We start from the raw sequence: 18,233 nt of genomic DNA, 5'->3' as shown, positions 1-18,233 counted from the left end.
GCGTCCGGCACACCCGCGCCTCGCAGCGGTGAGCCGGAGTGTCCTCCACCGCTGCGGTTGACCGCGAAAGTGCCGCTCTAGAGGCGACCGCAGATCGCCTCGGCCGCCGCGACACCGCACACCCGCGCCGCTCCGAGTGTCGCCACATGGAGGGCGCCGCGCGGTGGGGCCTGGTTGAGGCCCATCTCGACCACGATCGTGTCCGGCCGGGCGGCCAGCAGGCCGTCGAGTGCCCGCGCCATCCACGGGTGCCGGTGGGCATCGCGCACCACCGCGACCACACGCCGGTCGCCAGCGGCGCGCAGCACCTCGGCGGTCGGGGCGGATTCGGCGTAGGTATCCGTCCGGGTGCCGGGAAACAGGCGGGCAAGTTCCGCGGCGACGCCCCACGGTGTCTCGTCGCCCACCGCGATGTTGGCCGCAGCGGTGAACGCGGCCACGTACGGCGCGGAGGCGAGGGGCGCGTGGGGCCGCGGCCCCGGGGTCACCCGTACCGCACGGCGCGCGGCCACGAGGCCGATCTCGGTGCCGGGCGCGGTCCCCTCCTGTGAAGCCGCGCCCGGCTCCGATGCCGCCCCCCTGGCCCCCCTGGTCCAGTCCGCGAGCGCACGCACCCGTGCGGCCGCGTCGGCCAGTCGTTCCTCGGGCAGCTCGCCCTGGCGCACCGCGGTGACGAGCGCGTCGCGCAGCCGCAGCACCGTGTCCTCGTCGGCCAGGCCGCCGCCGACGCAGATCGCGTCGGCACCGGCGGCGATCGCGAGGACACTGCCGCGCTCGATCCCGTACGTCTCGGCGACGGCCTTCATCTCCATACCGTCGGTGACGATGAGGCCGTCGAAACCCAGCTCCTGACGCAGCAGACCGGTGAGGATCCGCGGGCTCAGGGTCGCCGGGTGATCGGGGTCGAGCGCGGGTAGCAGGATATGCGCGCTCATGACCGACTTGGAACCCATTGCGATCGCCGAATGAAAAGGCAGCAGCTCACGGGCATGCAAAGTGGCCAACTCCACATCGATCCGGGGCAATGCGTGGTGTGAGTCGACCGATGTGTCGCCGTGCCCGGGAAAGTGTTTGGTGCACGCGGCCACACCCGCGGACTGCAAGCCCTCGACATACGCCGCGGTGTGCCGGGCGACGAGCGCGGGGTCCGAGCCGAAGGAACGCACCCCGATCACGGGATTGTTCGGATTTGAATTGACGTCGGCGGACGGCGCCCAGTTCAGGTCGACCCCGCACGCCGCGAGCCGGCGCCCGAGCGCGGCGGCCACCTGGCGGGTGAGGTCGGTGTCGTCCACGGACCCGAGGGCGTGGTTGCCGGGGAAGGACGAGCCCGTGCGTACCTCCAGGCGGGTGACATCTCCGCCCTCCTCGTCGATGGCGACGAGGACGTCATCCCGCTCGGCCCGCAGCTGCGCGGTGAGCGCGGAGAGCTGCTCGGGCGAGGCGATGTTGCGGCCGAACAGACCCACCGCCGCGAGGCCCTCCCCGATACGCCGCAGCAGCCATTCGGGAGCGGTGGTGCCGGGGAAGCCGGGCTGGAGGACGGCCAGGGCATCGCGGGTGAGGGTGTCGGTGCGGTGCGGAGTCGTCGTCATTCGGCGTCGTCATCCCTTCACTGCGCCGGCCGTGAGGCCCGCGGCCATCTTGCGCTGGACGAGGAGGAAGAGGATCACGATGGGGACGGCCATCATCGTGGCGCCGGCCATCATCGGGGCGTATTCGGTGCCGTGCTTGGTGGTGAAGTTGCCGAGCCAGACGGTGGCGGTCTGGTTCTGCTGGCTCATGAGCATCAGGGCGTACAGATACTCGTTCCACGCCTGGATGAACGCGTACACGGACGTCGCCACCATCCCGGGGGCCAGCAGCGGGAAGACCACCCGGAGGAAGGCGCCGGCGCGGGTGCAGCCGTCGACCATCGCGGCCTCCTCCAGCTCCCTGGGGATGTTGACGATGAAGCCACGCAGCGTCCACACGGTGAAGGGGAGGACGAAGGTGAGGTACGTGATGATCAGACCGGTCAGCCTGTCGTACTGACCGAGGTCGTTCAGCAGCAGGAAGACCGGAATGATCATGGCGACCAGCGGGACCATCTGGACGGCCAGGATGCCTACGATCACGATCTTCCGGCCGCGGAAGGCGAACCGGGAGATCGCGAGCGCGGCGAGCATGCCGACCGCGATCCCGACGGTCACCACGGCCAGCGACACGGCGAGACTGCGTCCGACGGGCCCCCAGAAGTCGGCCACGTCGAGGGCCCGGGAGAAGTTCTCGACGGTGAGGGTCCGGGGGAAGAAGTGCGGGTCCGGGTCGATCGCGTCCCTGGCGGGCTTGAAGGCCGTGTTGAGCATCCAGTAGACGGGGAATCCGGCGGTGGCGAAGACCAGCAGACCCAGCAGGTTCCAGCCGAGCCTGCCCCGGGCCGGTCTCCTGGCGGTGCGCACGGCAGCGCGTTTGACCACGGCACTCACTCGACTTCTCCGATCCTGAGCATCTGGCGCATGTAGACCGCGACCACACCGAGCAGCAGGAGCACGGTGACCAGGGCGATCGCGGAGCCGCCCCCGTAGTCGTTGACGACGAAGGCCTTGTCGTACGAGTACGTGGTCAGCAGCTGGAACTCCGCCTCGGGGTGGCCGTTGCGCATCACGAACACCTGCGGAAAGACCCCCATGTCCCAGATCACCGAGAGCGTCGTCAGCATCACGATGATCGGTTTGAGGACCGGCAGGGTGACGTAGCGGAACACGCCCCAGGCTCCGGCGCCGTCGAGGCGGGCGGCCTCCTCCAGTTCCCTGGGCACCTGGGTGAGCCCGGCGCTGAGGGTGACGGCGACGAAGGGCACGGCGCCCCAGACCACCAGCAGCATGATGACGGCGAGGCCCTCGGGCCCGCTGGCGAACCAGTTGTGACCGCTCATGTCGACCCCGGGGAGCCGGCTGAGCAGCCAGTTGAGCACCCCGTAGTCGGTGTCGAAAAGCCACTTGAAGATCGCGGTGGCGACGATGACGGGCATGCCCCAGCTCGCGACCAGCGCAATGTTGATCAGCGTCCTCACCCAGCGGGAAACCCGCTGGAGCAAGAGCGCGATCAGCATCCCGAGCACCATGGTGAGCACCACCGCGCCACCGGCGAAGACCACGGTGCGCACGACCACGGACCAGAACTCGCTGTCGCCCAGGATCCTGGTGAAGTTGGCGAAGCCCACCGACTCGGGCTCCTGGAAGCCCCACAGCTGCGGCTGCCCGAACTTCTGGAACGAGAGGGTGACCAGCCGGGCCAGTGGATAGCCGAGTACGAGGAGCAGGACGAGCAGGCAGGGCGCGAGCAGCGCCCACGGCAAGGCGGTCCCGCCGCCCGTGCGCCTTCGTCGCTGTCCCGGCCCTGCGGCTCCCCCGGCCACCGGTCCCGCACCGGGGGGTGTCGACGGCCGCGCGGGCGGCACCTTGGCAGTGGTTGTGTCTGCGGCACTCATCGGGCGCTCCTCGGCGGTCCCTCAACTCGTACGGGAGCAGGACCCCGTCGGCCGACCGGCGAACCGGTCGGCCGACGGGGTCCTGCTGGGGGCGGTCACTTGGTGTTGATGACCTTGTCGATCGCTTCGTCCGCTGCCTTGGCGGCCTCATCGACCGACTTCTTGCCGGTGCCGATCTCCTGGAGCATCGTCTTGAGGATCTGGGCCTTCTCGACCTGGCCCCAGCCCGGTGCCATCGGGACGAACCAGCTGGACTCGGCCGCGGTTGCCGGAACCGCCGTCTTCGGGTCGCTCTTCAACGGCGCCAGGTCGGTCTTGTTGTTGGGCAGATTGCCCTTGGAGACCAGGCCCTTCTGCCCCTGGGCGCCGGTGAAGGCGTTGATCCACTCGGCTGCCAGTCCCTGGGCCCGTGACTTGACCGGGATGGCGAGGTCGGAACCGCCGAGGAAGACGGGAAGGCTGCTGCCGGACGGTCCCGGCATCACGAAGTTCTGGAGGTTGCCCTTGAGCCTGCCGGTCTTGTCGTTCTTCGGGTCCTCGGCGGTCGCGCCCTCCCAGGCCGCGCCGAAGATCATCCCGGCGTTGCCCTGGCCGTACACGATGTAGCGGTCCGACTCGTCCTTGGTCTTGTCGGCCTTCATGTAGCTGTCGAGCACCTTCTTGTACTCGTTGAGGCCCTTGAGCGACTCGGGTGAGGAGAGTCCGGCCTTCCACTGGTCGCCCTCCTTCTTCGCGATCGCCCCGCCCGCGTCGTAGACGAAGGACATCGCGGCGTACCAGTCCGGCGAAGGCTGGTACCAGGCGCTGAACTTGGGACCCTTCTTGGCCTGGATCCGGTCCAGGGCGGCGGTCAGCTCCGTGTACGTCCTGGGCGGGGCCTTCACTCCCGCCTCGGCGGCCACGTCCTTGCGCCAGTTGCCCACGCGGCCACCGGCGTAGTACGGCACGCCATAGGTCTTGCCCTCGTAGCCGACGGACTCCTTGAGTCCGTCGAGCCAGGCGTCCGACTGCTCGAACTGCTTGGGGTCGACCTCGGCGAACGCGCCCTTGACCATGTAGCCGAGCATCTCGGTGTTGCCCATCTCGACGACGTCGGGGGCCTTGTCGGTGGCGAGGACGGCGTCGAGCTTGGTGTTCTTGTCGGGCCAGCCGTAGTACTCGTGCTTGATGGTGAGGCCGGGGTGCTTCTTGACGACCGCGTCGTCGGCCGCCTTGACCAGCTCCGGCCAGTTGTTCTGGGCGTCGACGGTGAGCCAGACGGTGAGTTCCTTGGCGTCGGCGCCTGCCTTGTCCCCGCCCTTGTCGCTGCCGGAGCCACATGCGGCTATGCCGACCACCATGCCCGCGACGCCGACCGCCGCGATGAGCTTGCGCTTCACGCCACCCTCCTCAGGGATGCTGCAACCCCCATGGCCCATATTGGTTTAGACCAGTAAGCGGAGCTTGGCCTAGACCTTTAGGGGTGTCAAGGGTGTATAAGGAGGGCTGTCGCGTCCGTTACCGGACCGACACCTGAGGGAGGGCGACGACCCGTGACCGGACCGTGCCACCATGTGATCCGCAACCAACGGAGGAGCCGGTGACGGCAGCAGCACACGAGTCGGGAAGGCGGACCATGGCCATGGACGGGGGCGGCACGGAGACCGGGAACGGGACGGCGACCCGGTCGGCCCGCGTGCCCAAGTACTACCGACTCAAGAAGCACTTGCTCGACATGACGGAGACGATGCCGCCCGGCACGCCCGTACCGCCCGAGCGCACCCTCGCCGCGGAGTTCGACACCTCGCGCACCACCGTGCGCCAGGCCCTCCAGGAGCTGGTGGTCGAGGGACGCCTCGAACGCATCCAGGGCAAGGGGACGTTCGTCGCCAAGCCCAAGGTCTCCCAGGCCCTCCAGCTCACCTCGTACACCGAGGACATGAAGGCGCAGGGCCTCGAACCGACGTCCCAGCTGCTGGACCTCGGCTACGTCACCGCCGATGACACGCTCGCCGGACTGCTCGACATCGCACCGGGCGGACGGGTGCTGCGGATCGAGCGGCTGCGGCTGGCGAGCGGCGAGCCGATGGCGATCGAGACGACGCATCTGTCGGCGAAGCGCTTTCCGGCACTGCGCAGGTCACTGGTGAAGTACACCTCGCTCTACACGGCGCTCGCCGAGGTGTACGGCGTCCATCTGGCCGAGGCCGAGGAGACCATCGAGACCTCGCTGGCCACCCCGCGCGAGGCAGGGCTGCTGGGCACGGATGTGGGCCTGCCGATGCTGATGCTGTCGCGGCACTCGCTGGACAGGAACGGCGAACCGGTCGAATGGGTACGGTCGGTGTACCGCGGCGACCGCTACAAGTTCGTGGCGCGGCTCAAGCGCCCCGAGTCGGACTGACGCAGACCCACCCCGCCGCGACGAGCGGTCGGTTTCGGGCGCCGAGTGGTCGGTTCCGGCCGCTCGGCGGCTGCGCCGACCGCCCGCCGATTGCCTGTCCGATATCCGGAACACAGGGTTCCCACACGCGAAGCCATCCCCTAGATTTCCTGCGCGCTACAGCAGCTGAGCGATTCAGCTGACCAGCAAGGCAACCGAGGGAACGGAGTCGCTCATGTCCGAAGTACCCGCGGGGAGCAGACCGGCCGTCACGCCGGTGCGGGTGGTCGTGGCCCTGTGCCTGATCGCACCGTTCGTCGCGATGCTCTGGGTCGGTTCGTACGCGAAGACCGACCCCGCGTTCGCCGGGATCCCCTTCTTCTACTGGTACCAGATGCTCTGGGTGCTCATCTCGACCGCACTGACGCTGGTCGCGTACCAGCTCTGGCAGCGCGACCAGCGCGCGAGGCGGGTCCGGCACGACCTGCCCGCCCAGCGCGCCGACCGCGGTGAGCAGGAAGGGGCGTCACGGTGAACGACGGTGTGAACGGCGTCGCACTCGCCGTCTTTGTCTTCTTCTTCCTGGCCGTCACGGTCATGGGCTTCCTGGCCTCACGCTGGCGCAGGGCGGCGAACGAGAACAGCCTGGACGAATGGGGTCTGGGCGGGCGCTCGTTCGGCACGTGGGTGACCTGGTTCCTGCTCGGCGGCGACCTCTACACGGCGTACACCTTCGTCGCCGTACCCGCGGCCATCTACGCGGCGGGCGCCGCGGGCTTCTTCGCGGTGCCGTACACCATCCTCGTCTACCCACTGATCTTCACGTTCCTGCCCCGCCTGTGGTCGGTCTCGCACCGCCACGGCTATGTGACGACATCGGACTTCGTCCGCGGACGGTTCGGCTCCAAGGGCCTCTCACTGGCGGTGGCGGTCACCGGCATCCTCGCGACGATGCCGTACATCGCTCTTCAACTCGTCGGCATTCAGGCCGTACTGGACGTGATGGGCGTCGGCGGCGGCGAGAACACCCACTGGTTCGTCAAGGACCTGCCGCTACTGATCGCCTTCGGTGTGCTCGCGGCATACACCTACTCGTCCGGGCTGCGGGCGCCCGCGCTGATCGCCTTCGTGAAGGACACACTCATCTACCTGGTGATCGCCGTCGCCATCATCTACATCCCCGTCAAACTGGGCGGTTTCGACGCGATCTTCACCAAGGCGGGCGACGCGCTCTCACAGACCAACCCGAAGACCGACAAGCCCTTCGGGGCTCTGGTGCCCGGCGAGATGGGTCAGTGGGGCTACGCCACGCTGGCACTCGGCTCCGCGCTGGCGCTGTTCATGTATCCGCACTCGATCACCGCGACGCTGTCCTCGCGCAGCCGCGCAGTGATCCGGCGCAACACGACCATTCTGCCGCTCTACTCGCTGATGCTGGGGCTGCTCGCCCTGCTCGGGTTCATGGCGATCGCTGCCGGGGTCAAGGTGACCAATGGCCAGCTCGCGATTCCGCAGCTGTTCGAGAACATGTTCCCCGACTGGTTCGCGGGGGTGGCCTTCGCCGCCATCGGCATCGGCGCACTGGTGCCGGCCGCGATCATGTCGATCGCCGCGGCGAATCTGTTCACGCGGAACATCTACAAGGACTTCCTGAAGCCGGACGCGACACCCGAGCAGGAGACAAAGGTCTCGAAGCTGGTGTCGCTGCTGGTGAAGGTGGGCGCGCTGGCCTTCGTCCTCACCATGGACAAGACGGTCGCCATCAACTTCCAGCTGCTGGGCGGCATCTGGATCCTCCAGACCTTCCCGGCCCTGGTCGGCGGGCTGTTCACCCGCTGGTTCCACCGCTGGGCACTGCTCGCCGGCTGGGCCGTCGGAATGCTCTACGGCACGGTGGCGGCGTACGGTGTCGCGAGCCCGACCCAGAAGCACTTCGGCGGCTCGTCGGCCGAGATCCCGGGCATCGGCGAGATCGGCTATATCGGCCTGACGGCGTTCGTGCTGAACGTACTGGTCACGGTTCTCCTCACCTTCGTCCTGCGCGCCGCCAAGGCCCCCGACGGGGTGGACGAGACCTCCCCCGGGGACTACACCGCTGACTCGGGTGACCCGGGCGTCGAGACGGAAGCCCCCAAGCTGACCGCCGCGACCCACTGACCCGTCTGACGGCGTCTGGCCGCCGCCCCCTCGGGAGGAGTGGCGGCCAGACGCCGCTTGTCCAGTGCGCTCCACCCCGTCGTGTGCGGCACACTGCCCGGATGGACGCGATCATCAGACTGGTGGAGCCTCAGGAGTACGACGCTCTCGGGGAACTCACCGCACGGACCTATCTGGACGACGGACTGCTGGCCTTCGGGGAAGAGGACCCCTATCTCCCGGTGCTGCGGGACACGGCGGAAAGGGCGGCGCAGTCGGAAGTGCTCGTCGCCGTCGACGGCTCCGGACGGCTGCTCGGCGGGGTGGCGTTCACCCCTGGAGCGAGGCCCTACGCCAATATCGCGGGCGACGACGAGGCCGAGTTCCGGATGCTGGTCGTCGCCACCGAAGCCCGGAAGCGGGGCGTCGGGGAGGCGCTCGTCATGGCCTGCGTCGAGCGGGCCAGAGCCATCGAAGGATGCCGCCGGCTGGTGTTGTCGACGGATCAGCAGATGCACGCCGCGCACCGCATCTACGAGCGCCTGGGCTTCGTACGCACCCCCGGACGTGACTGGTCGCCGTTCGCGGAACTGGAGCCCCTGCTGACGTACGCCCTTGAGCTCTGAGAACCGACACACCGGGGTGAGTCGCACCAGCGCGACACAACATGTGGGGGGCGCGGCAACGCCACCCCCCTACATGTATGCTCGACTCCGTTGCCGCAGCAGGGGAATCCGGTGGAAATCCGGAACTGTCCCGCAACGGTGAGTCGGTCTGTATTCGTTCCTTTCGCGTACCCATGAGGCATGCCCGCGAGGCGTACCCGTGCGTGCGTGCAGGCGAGTGAGCGCACACCCACGAGTCCGAGGACCTGTCGGCAACGCACCCGGTCCATCCGGCCCGGGTTCCGAGACGTCCGGGCCTCGCGGATCAGGCTGGTGGACGCGGCGCGTTGTGCTGCCCAGACACACGCCCGCACGCCACCTCCCCGCCGGCCCCGAGCCGAGCGAGGGAGAGCACCCCGTGACCATCGCGCCCCCAGATCCTGCTTCAACGCAGCTCGCCGATGGGCCAGGAACCGCGCTGCTGCGGATCCTGACCGACCTCACCGCGGACCTCCCCGACACCGACCCCGGCAGGGTCGCCGCCGCCGCGCTCCGGGGACGCCACGCCGGTTCGGACGAAGCCGAACTGCGGGAGCTGGCCACGGAGGCGGCCGCCGGGCTGATCTCCGAGGACCCGGCGTACTCCCGGCTCGCGGCCCGGCTGCTCAGCATCACCATCGCCGGTGAGGCGGCCTCGCAGGGGGCCACCGGCTTCTCTTCCTCCGTCGCCGTCGGTCATCTCGAGGGGCTGATCGCGGACCGTACGTCCGCTTTCGTCCAGGAGCATGCCGCCCGTCTCGACGCTCTCATCGACCCGGCCGCCGACGACCGCTTCGGCTACTTCGGACTCCGCACCCTCTACAGCCGCTATCTGCTGCGCCACCCGATCACCCGCAAGGTGGTCGAGACCCCGCAGCAGTTCATGCTGAGGGTCGCCTGCGGTCTCGCCGAGGACGGGTCCGCGCGCGCCGTGGACGAAGTCGCCGCGCTGTACGGGCTGATGAGCCGTCTGGACTATCTGCCGTCGTCGCCGACCCTCTTCAACTCCGGCACCCGGCACCCCCAGATGTCGTCCTGCTACCTGCTGGACTCGCCGCTGGACGAGCTGGACTCGATCTACGACCGCTACCACCAGGTGGCGCGGCTGTCGAAGCACGCGGGCGGTATCGGTCTTTCGTACTCCCGCATCCGCTCCCGCGGTTCACTGATCCGCGGCACCAACGGACACTCCAACGGCATCGTGCCGTTCCTGCGCACCCTGGACTCCTCGGTCGCCGCCGTCAACCAGGGGGGCCGTCGCAAGGGTGCGGCCTGCGTCTACCTGGAGACCTGGCACGCGGACATCGAGGAGTTCCTGGAGCTGCGCGACAACACGGGTGAGGAAGCGCGGCGCACGCACAACCTCAACCTGGCGCACTGGATCCCGGACGAGTTCATGCGCCGGGTGAACGCCGACGCCGAGTGGTCGCTGTTCTCTCCGGTGGACGTACCCGGGCTGGTCGACCTGTGGGGCGCCGAGTTCGAGGCCGCCTACCGCAAGGCGGAGGAGGCGGGGCTCGCCCGCAAGACGATCCCCGCCCGCGACCTGTACGGCCGGATGATGCGGACGCTCGCCCAGACCGGCAACGGCTGGATGACGTTCAAGGACGCCTCGAACCGCACGGCGAACCAGACCGCGGAGCCCGGCACCGTCGTCCACTCCTCGAACCTCTGCACCGAGATCATCGAGGTCACGAACGACGGCGAGACGGCCGTCTGCAACCTCGGCTCGGTCAACCTGGGCGCGTTCGTCACCCCCGAGGGGTCCATCGACTGGGAGCGTCTGGACGAGACCGTCCGTACGGCCGTGACCTTCCTCGACCGGGTCGTGGACATCAACTTCTACCCGACCGAGCAGGCCGGCCGCTCCAACGCGAAGTGGCGCCCGGTGGGACTGGGCGCGATGGGCCTCCAGGACGTCTTCTTCAAGCTGCGGATGCCCTTCGACTCCGCCGAGGCGAAGGCCCTGTCGACCCGGATCGCCGAGCGGATCATGCTGGCGGCGTACGAGGCGTCCTGCGACCTCGCCGAGCGCAGCGGCCCGCTGCCCGCCTGGGAGCAGACCCGCACGGCGCGCGGGGTGCTGCACCCGGACCACTACGGGGTCGAGCTCAACTGGCCCGAGCGCTGGGCCGCGCTGCGCGAGCGGGTCAGCACCACCGGGATGCGCAACTCGCTGCTGCTCGCCATCGCCCCGACCGCGACCATCGCGTCGATCGCGGGTGTCTACGAGTGCATCGAGCCGCAGGTCTCCAACCTGTTCAAGCGCGAGACTCTGTCGGGCGAGTTCCTCCAGGTCAACTCGTACCTGGTGGACGAGCTGAAGCAGCTGGGCGTTTGGGACGCGCAGACCCGCGAGGCGCTGCGCGAGTCCAGCGGGTCGGTGCAGGGCCTCAACTGGATCCCCGCGGACGTCCGGGAGCTGTACCGCACGGCCTGGGAGATCCCGCAGCGCGGCCTGATCGACATGGCCGCGGACCGCACCCCGTTCCTGGACCAGTCGCAGTCGCTGAACCTCTTCATGGAAACGCCGACCATCGGCAAGCTCAGCTCGATGTACGCGTACGCCTGGAAGCGGGGCCTGAAGACGACGTACTACCTGCGCTCCCGTCCGGCCACCCGGATCGCCCGCGCCGCGTCCGGCACTCCGTCGGCCGTCACCACCGCCCCCGTCCCCGCCCAGCAGGCCGCTCCCGACGCGGAAGCCGTCGCCTGCTCCCTTGAGAACCCCGAGTCCTGCGAGGCATGCCAGTAATGTCCACCGAAGCCACCAGCGCCACGACGGCGCGGGAGAAGAACCTGCTCGACCCCGGCTTCGAGCTGACGCTCCGCCCGATGCGCTACCCCGACTTCTACGAGCGCTACCGGGACGCGATCAAGAACACCTGGACGGTGGAGGAGGTCGACCTCCACTCCGACGTCGCCGATCTGGCCAAGCTCTCCCCCGGCGAGCAGCACATGATCGGCCGTCTGGTCGCGTTCTTCGCCACGGGCGACTCGATCGTCGCCAACAACCTGGTGCTCACCCTCTACAAGCACATCAACTCCCCCGAAGCGCGGCTGTACCTCTCCCGCCAGCTCTTCGAGGAGGCCGTGCACGTCCAGTTCTATCTGACCCTGCTGGACACCTACCTGCCGAACCCGGAGGACCGGGCCGCCGCGTTCGACGCGGTCGAGAACATCCCCTCGATCCGCGAGAAGGCCGCCTTCTGCTTCAGGTGGATGGACTCGGTCGAGAAGCTGGACCGCCTGGAGACCCAGGCCGACCGCCGCCGCTTCCTGCTGAATCTGATCTGCTTCGCGGCGTGCATCGAGGGCCTGTTCTTCTACGGGGCGTTCGCGTACGTCTACTGGTTCCGCTCCCGTGGTCTGCTGCACGGTCTCGCGACCGGCACCAACTGGGTGTTCCGGGACGAGACCATGCACATGAACTTCGCCTTCGAGGTCGTGGACACGGTCCGCAAGGAGGAGCCCGAGCTCTTCGACGACGAGCTCCAGCACCAGGTCACGGAGATGCTGAAGGAGGCCGTCGCCGCCGAGCTGCAGTTCGGCCGCGACCTGTGCGGCGAGGGACTGCCGGGCATGAACACCGAGTCGATGCGCGAGTACCTGGAGTGCGTCGCCGACCAGCGCCTGGTCCGCCTCGGCTTCGCCCCGGTGTACGGCTCACAGAACCCGTTCGCCTTCATGGAGCTCCAGGGCGTCCAGGAGCTGACCAACTTCTTCGAGCGCCGCCCGTCCGCGTATCAGGTCGCGGTCGAGGGCTCGGTGGACCTGGACGAGGACTTCTGACCGCTCGGGCGCCCGCACACGACCGATGGCCCGGACCGCACTGCGGTCCGGGCCGTCGCCCTTTCCGCATCACGCAGTTGCCGGTCGATCGCACGGTCCCGTAGATGGCCGACGAACGAGGGCAGGGTCACGACGGCAAGGATTCCGAGGACTGCGACATAGCTGATGAACGTACTCATGGCGTCCACTCTCGTCCCGGGACGCCGAGAAGAGCAGTGGCAGGACTGTCGACAACCATCGAATTACTGCCACACTCGCGGCATGCTCAAAAACGTGGCAGCCGTACTGCTCGACGGCGTACACCCCTTCGAACTCGGCGTGCTGTGTGAGGTCTTCGGCCTGGACCGCAGCGACGACGGGCTCCCCGTCTACGATTTCGCCGCGGTCTCCGCCGAGGGGCGCCGACTGCGCACTCATGCGGGGTTCACGCTCGAGGTGGAACACGGACTGGAACGGCTGGACGAGGCCGACCTGATCGCCGTGCCCACCGGCAGCGACTACACGCGGCGCGACTACCCCGAACCCCTGCTGGAAGCACTGCGGGCGGCCGTCGGCCGGGGTGCGCGGGTGCTGTCCGTCTGCACCGGGGCCTTTGTGCTGGGGGCCGCCGGACTGCTCGACGGCCGGTGCTGCACCACCCACTGGCGGCACACCACGGCGCTCGCGCACAGGTATCCACGGGCGCGGGTCGATCCCGACGTGCTGTACGTCGACGAGGGGGCGGTGATCACCTCGGCCGGGACCGCCGCCGCGATCGACGCCTGTCTGCACCTCGTACGCCGTGAGCACGGCCCCGAGGCCGCCAACACCATCGCCCGGCGCATGATCGTGCCCCCGCACCGCGACGGAGGGCAGGCGCAGTACATCGAACGGCCCCTGCCGCGCCACCGGTGCGACACGGTCGGAGAGGTGCTGGCCTGGATGGAGCGGCACCTCGACCGGGAGATGACCGTGGAACACCTGGCAGCACGGGCCCATATGTCTCCCCGTACGTTCGCCCGCCGCTTCCAGCAGGAGACCGGCACGACACCGTACCGCTGGCTGCTGCGCCAGCGGGTGCTGCTGGCGCAGGAGCTGCTGGAGGCGACGGACGAGACGGTGGACACGATCGCGGGCCGCGCGGGCTTCGGGAATGCGGCCGCCCTGCGCCATCACTTCCTGCGCACGCTGGGGACGACCCCGAACACCTACCGGCGCACGTTCCGCGGCCCGGTGCGGGTGGGCCTGACCGGTGCGGCGGCTGCTCAGTCGTTCGGCACGGTCTCGTAGCGCGCAGTGCCCTCCGCCATCTGCCGCAGCGCGTCCTTGCGCTCCCGCTTCGACAGCCGGTCGATGTAGAGGCGCCCGTAGAGGTGGTCGGTCTCGTGCTGGAGGCAGCGCGCGAAGTAGCCGGTGCCGCGGACCTTGACCGGGTTGCCCTGAGGGTCCTGACCGTGGACCTCCGCGTAGTCGGGGCGGGCCAGCGAGGCATAGGCCGTCGGGACGGACAGGCAGCCCTCGTTCGAGTCGTCGAGCACGCGCAGCTCAGGCGACAGCTCCTGGAGCACCGGGTTGCAGACCACTCCGGTGTGGCGCACGCCCTCGTCGTCCGGGCAGTCGTAGACGAAGACCTTCAGGTCCACACCGATCTGGTTGGCCGCCAGGCCCACGCCCTCGGCCGCGCGCTGGCTGGCGAACATGTCGTCGATCAGCGCCGCGAGCTTGTCGTCGAACTCGGTGACGTCCCGGCACTCCTTGTGGAGCACCGGGTTGCCCACGACGGTGATGGGGCGGGCCGTGCCGCGCACGCGGTACGCCTCCTCGCGCTCCTCGCAGTCCTCCGTGTCGACGACGAAGCCGTCATTGATCTGCTCGTCCGTCTGCTGCGCCATGCCGCCGTAAGCCTTCCTGCAAACCCTGTTCGGTGTCCCGTACAGCCTAAGGCCCTGCCGCGGTGGTCAGCAGACTTCCTCGAGATCCCGCCACTCACGGGTGTCCGGGCTGTCGGCGACCCAGCCGTCGAGCAGCCCCCGCACCAGTCCGGCGGGCGCGGCGATACCGCATTCGCGCTCAGGCACCCACAGGTCGCCGGCCGTGCGGTGGCCGAGCGGCCCGGGATGGCCGGGCTCACTGTGGTCGTGCGGGTCCAGGTGTTCGCCCTCGCCCTCGGCGCTCGGCATCTGGCTCTCGGAGCAGGCCCGGCACAAGAGCCGCACCGACGAGGACCAGTCCTCCGCGGCGTATCCGGCGTCGGCAGCCAGTCGCTCCAGCGCGTCCCGGTCCTCCTCCGCGGCCGCTTCGAGCAGCACGACCCAGGTGGGGACGGGCGAAGGAGCCCAGAGCTCGATCTCGTCGAACACCGGAAAGCTGTGGCCGGCGGCGGTGGTGCGCTCGCCGTGCGGGACGCCGTCGTGCAGCACCACCTCGCCCCAGCGGCGACCGGATGACGGCAGGGGGATCGACAGCACTTCTATCCGGGCCGGATCGAGCCGCTTGCCCCACACCACCTCGGCCTCGCCCTCGGGCGACAGCCGTACGGCGGCGCTGCCGAGCTGCATGCCGAGGGGCTCGCCGCCGGTCGCGGCCTCACCGGGGACCCGCAGCCCGTACGCCTGCCAGGCACGGCGGGCGAGCGGCCAGTCCTGGAGCGCGGTGGCGGCGATACCGACGTTCCACCAGTCGGGGGCTCCGGTCTCCTTGTCGAGCAGGGCCACGGCGCGCAGTCCCGCGGCGCGTGCCTGCTCCCAGTCGTGCCGGAACTTGTGCAGCAGCGCCAGGTTGAACCAGGACTCCGAAAGCCAGGGCTCCAGGTCCGCCGCGCGGGTCAGCAGCGCGCCCGCGTCCTCGTAACGGCCGTCACCGATCAGCGTGAACGCGCGGTCGGTGGCCTGCCGCCATGAGGCGGACGGCCGATGCCGTACCTTCCCGAAGATCCTCACGATTCCCGCCTGCCGGTCGCTCGGGTCACTTCCCCCGGACACGAATGTCGTCCTGTTTCCGTGTTGCCAGTCTCGCCGTGTCGCTTGTTTCTGCCGTCAATCGCATCCAACCATGCCCGGTCGGACGCTCGCTCATTACCCATGGGTTACCCAGACCGGAGGGGATCCACAGCCCCGGCACAGCACCCGTGCCAGAGACTCCACCACTTCCGGCTGGTAGTCGTGGGCCGTGCGCAGGCGCAGCCGCTCCAGCGCTCTCAGCGCCCCCATCGCGGTCCGTGCGTCTCCCCCGCGGGCACCGCTGAGATCGTCGTAGGCGTTGACGGCGCGGACGATCCGGGCGGCGAGCGGCTGCTCACGGTACGGATCCGCCTGCCGCTCCACAACCGCCGCCACGGCGGCGGGCGCACCGGTCTGGCGCACCACTGCCCCGCCGAGCAGGGCGATACGGCGCTGCTCCGCCTCGGGCAACAGGGCGGTCGCGCCTTCCGGTACGGGGTCGACCAGCGACAGCTGCCCGATGTCGTGCATCAGCGCCGCATGCTCCAGGACGGCGAGATCGGGCCCGGCGAGACCCATCTCACGACCGACGGCGGTGCTGAGCGCGGCGACCCGGCGGGCATGGCCGCGGGGCGTGTAGCCGGCGATCTCGGTGGCGCGGGCCAGTGAGGCGATCGTCTGCCGGTAGGTGGCGCGGACCCCGGCGTGGCGGCGGAAGGCGAGCTGCGCCAGCAGCAGGGGCACGCACAGCACGGGGAGCGCCCACAGTCCGGCGACCGCGGCCCCGAGTGCCATCACCGCGCCGGTCGCGCAGACGGCGGAGCTGACACCGGGGAGGGCCCGCAGCTCGTCGCGGAGCAGCGGGCCGAACGGCGTGGGGGCGGCCTCCTCGCAGCGCGCGCAGTGGGGGACGGCGCGGACGCGCTGGATGAGGGCGGCGAGCACGGCGTCACAGAGCGCGGTGAGGACGAGGACGAGCAGCAGGTAGAGCGCGTAGGCGGGGCCCTTGCCTATTCGCCCGACCAGTTCGCCCGAGTTGTAGAGCGGCTGGAAGCAGGCGGCGGCGAAACCCAACGTGAGCACCCGGCGGGCCATGCGATCGGGTGCCGGACCCCGTCCGCAGCGGGCGAGGTGCGACACGGCTCCGGCGAGCGTTCCGGTGACCACGACCGCGACGACCTGGAGGGCGCCGTGGCTGGTGACGCGGCCCGCGCACTCGCCGAGCAGCGCATAGCCCAGTGCCCCGGCGGCCCCGATCGGTGCGGGTTCCCGTCCCCAGGGCTCGTCGGACACGGGCGGGGGGCCGGCGAGCCGCGCCCGGGGGGCGCCCCCCGGGTGCGCGGGGCCCCGGCGGGCGAGCTCGCCGATGGCGATGAGCAGCGCGAACGCACAGGCGATGTCCGGGTCCTCGACGCCGTGCCACAGCGTCCAGACGAATCCCGTCCCCGCCAGCGCCGCCGCGGCCCCGTACACGGCGACGACGGTGGCCGGGGCCCTGAAGCGGGTCATACGCCGTGCCCGTCGGCGTTACGGGCCGCCGGCGCCGTCGCCCGGGGCTGCGGGGCGGACCGCGACGGCGGTACGGCCGCGGAGTCCGGCAGATGGGCCTCGTCCGCGGTGACCTCCGTCTGCCAGCCGTGGCGGGACAGGGCACGGACGAGCGCACTGACCATACGGGGGTCGAAGTGGGTGCCCGCACAGCGTTCCAGTTCCCCGACGGCCACGGAGACCGGTCTGGCCCTGCTGTACGAGCGGGACGACGTCATCGCGTCGAAGGCGTCGGCGACGGCCACGACGCGTGCCGACTCGGGGATCTGGTTCCCCGCCAGACCGTAGGGGTAGCCGTTGCCGTCCATCCGTTCGTGGTGGTGCAGGATCGCCGCCCTGGCCTCGCCGAGGAAGCCGATGCCGCGGACCATCTCGTGCCCGTACTCCGGGTGGAGCTCGATCACCCGGCGCTCGTCGGCGGTGAGCGGACCGTCCTTGCGCAGCACCCGGGTGGGGACCCCGAGCTTGCCGACGTCGTGCAGGATGCCGGCGAAGCGGATGACCTCGAGCCGCTCCTCGTCCATCCCCAGCTCACGTGCGATCAGCATGGACGCCCGCCCCACGCGCTCGCTGTGCCCGCGGGTGTACTCGTCCTTGATGTCGACGGCCTGGACCAGGGCGCGGATGGTGGCGCGGTGCGCACCGCGCTCGTGGTGGCACTGGGCGAACACCCACCAGGAGATGTACACCGGGAGCAGCACGAACAGCGCGGAGACCGGCCCGTAGGGGCTGTGCCACAGCACGGCCGCCGTCACCGCGGCGAGCCCGTGCACCAGGTGCGGGGCCAGCGAGCAGGGCAGCAGCCCGCCCCAGGTGGCGACCACTGGCGAGCGCTCGGCGGTGGCCAGGATCGCCGCGTCGAGGGCGGTGAGCACCAGGCAGAACGCCAGCGCGGAGGCCAGCGCCACCGGCACCGCCCGGGGAAACACCGGGGCGGTGCCGAGCCCTCCGCACAGGACAGCGGCCCAGGAGGCGGCCCATGCCGCCAGGGCGAGTTCGGCGGCCCGCCACAGCCGCCGCACGCCCACGGGGGTGCGGTCCACAGATGCTACGAGCGCACCCGGGATCGCGGCCAGCGCGGCGGCGGATGGTGGCAGCACGAGGGCCGCGGCGAGCAGTACGGGGAAGAACGATCCGGTACCGGACGGCGGAACCCGGTCAGCGGGCCGGCCCCGCAGGAGCCCCCGGAGCCGGCGCAGGGGCATCTCGCCCACCGCACAGGCCCCGGCGAGCAGGGCGACATCGGCCCACGGGACCCGTGCGCCGGGGCGCAGGGCGGGCAGCGCACTCGCGACGGCGCACAACACGGCGCACAAAATCAGCACGCGCGCCCTGCCTGGAATGCCTCTCACCCGCCCGGG

15 protein-coding genes and 1 riboswitch are annotated in these 18,233 nt (G+C 70.0%); of the genes, 7 read left to right on the top strand and 8 right to left on the bottom strand.

Annotation, left to right across the window (positions count from 1 at the left end):
- Positions 1-77: 77 nt before the first annotated feature.
- The 4 genes from ABZ532_RS02955 to ABZ532_RS02940 form a co-directional block, all read right to left on the bottom strand.
- Positions 78-1,595, bottom strand: coding sequence for a glycoside hydrolase family 3 protein (locus ABZ532_RS02955; protein WP_361279023.1), 1,518 nt, complete (start codon positions 1,593-1,595; stop codon positions 78-80).
- 9 nt (positions 1,596-1,604) lie between these two features.
- Positions 1,605-2,459 carry a carbohydrate ABC transporter permease gene (locus ABZ532_RS02950; RefSeq protein ID WP_361279020.1) on the bottom strand — a complete coding sequence of 285 codons (855 nt, stop codon included), beginning with the start codon at positions 2,457-2,459 and terminating at the stop codon, positions 1,605-1,607.
- 5 nt (positions 2,460-2,464) lie between these two features.
- Complete coding sequence (locus ABZ532_RS02945; RefSeq protein ID WP_361279018.1) at positions 2,465-3,472, bottom strand: sugar ABC transporter permease; 1,008 nt, start codon at positions 3,470-3,472, stop codon at positions 2,465-2,467.
- 95 nt (positions 3,473-3,567) lie between these two features.
- Positions 3,568-4,851: an extracellular solute-binding protein gene (locus tag ABZ532_RS02940; protein WP_361279016.1), complete on the bottom strand. Its 1,284-nt coding sequence runs from the start codon at positions 4,849-4,851 to the stop codon at positions 3,568-3,570.
- A gap of 236 nt (positions 4,852-5,087) precedes the next feature.
- Between ABZ532_RS02940 and ABZ532_RS02935 the strand changes: the two genes are divergently transcribed.
- The 7 genes from ABZ532_RS02935 (at position 5,088) to ABZ532_RS02905 (ending at position 13,675) form a co-directional block, all read left to right on the top strand.
- A complete protein-coding gene (locus tag ABZ532_RS02935) occupies positions 5,088-5,855 on the top strand; it encodes a GntR family transcriptional regulator (protein ID WP_361279416.1) in 768 nt (255 codons plus the stop codon).
- Between the two features lie 214 nt (positions 5,856-6,069).
- Positions 6,070-6,369, top strand: a complete 300-nt coding sequence (locus ABZ532_RS02930) for a DUF3311 domain-containing protein (protein WP_361279013.1) — start codon at positions 6,070-6,072, stop codon at positions 6,367-6,369.
- A complete protein-coding gene (gene mctP / locus ABZ532_RS02925) occupies positions 6,366-7,991 on the top strand; it encodes a monocarboxylate uptake permease MctP (RefSeq protein WP_361279010.1) in 1,626 nt (541 codons plus the stop codon). Before ABZ532_RS02930 ends, mctP begins: the two co-directional genes overlap by 4 nt.
- Before the next feature lie 101 nt (positions 7,992-8,092).
- Entirely contained in the window at positions 8,093-8,596 is a 504-nt protein-coding gene (locus ABZ532_RS02920; RefSeq protein ID WP_361279008.1) for a GNAT family N-acetyltransferase, read from the top strand.
- 71 nt (positions 8,597-8,667) lie between these two features.
- Positions 8,668-8,864, top strand: a riboswitch (cobalamin riboswitch).
- A 129-nt stretch (positions 8,865-8,993) separates the two neighbouring features.
- Entirely contained in the window at positions 8,994-11,369 is a 2,376-nt protein-coding gene (locus ABZ532_RS02915; protein ID WP_361279006.1) for a ribonucleoside-diphosphate reductase subunit alpha, read from the top strand.
- Positions 11,360-12,406 (top strand): ribonucleotide-diphosphate reductase subunit beta, encoded by a 1,047-nt coding sequence (locus ABZ532_RS02910; RefSeq protein WP_361279004.1) that lies wholly within the window; start codon positions 11,360-11,362, stop codon positions 12,404-12,406. The genes ABZ532_RS02915 and ABZ532_RS02910 overlap by 10 nt, the downstream gene beginning before the upstream one ends.
- Before the next feature lie 261 nt (positions 12,407-12,667).
- A complete protein-coding gene (locus tag ABZ532_RS02905) occupies positions 12,668-13,675 on the top strand; it encodes a helix-turn-helix domain-containing protein (protein ID WP_361279001.1) in 1,008 nt (335 codons plus the stop codon).
- Here ABZ532_RS02905 and def read toward each other — a convergent pair.
- The 4 genes from def to ABZ532_RS02885 all read right to left on the bottom strand — a co-directional run bounded on the left by def (position 13,651) and on the right by ABZ532_RS02885 (position 18,224).
- Positions 13,651-14,277 (bottom strand): peptide deformylase, encoded by a 627-nt coding sequence (gene def / locus ABZ532_RS02900; RefSeq protein ID WP_361278999.1) that lies wholly within the window; start codon positions 14,275-14,277, stop codon positions 13,651-13,653. The two genes, ABZ532_RS02905 and def, sit on opposite strands and share 25 nt — an antisense overlap.
- Positions 14,278-14,343: 66 nt before the next feature.
- Entirely contained in the window at positions 14,344-15,324 is a 981-nt protein-coding gene (locus tag ABZ532_RS02895) for a hypothetical protein (RefSeq protein ID WP_361279414.1), read from the bottom strand.
- 135 nt (positions 15,325-15,459) lie between these two features.
- Positions 15,460-16,833: an HD domain-containing protein gene (locus ABZ532_RS02890; RefSeq protein WP_361278997.1), complete on the bottom strand. Its 1,374-nt coding sequence runs from the start codon at positions 16,831-16,833 to the stop codon at positions 15,460-15,462.
- Positions 16,830-18,224, bottom strand: coding sequence for an HD-GYP domain-containing protein (locus tag ABZ532_RS02885; protein WP_361278995.1), 1,395 nt, complete (start codon positions 18,222-18,224; stop codon positions 16,830-16,832). The genes ABZ532_RS02890 and ABZ532_RS02885 overlap by 4 nt, the downstream gene beginning before the upstream one ends.
- Positions 18,225-18,233: the final 9 nt, after the last annotated feature.

The organism is Streptomyces sp. NPDC019396, assembly GCF_040632375.1.
Lineage (GTDB): Bacteria > Actinomycetota > Actinomycetes > Streptomycetales > Streptomycetaceae > Streptomyces.
The sequence above is the reverse complement of the archived record's forward strand: the minus strand, read 5'-3'. Positions and strand labels throughout refer to the sequence as shown.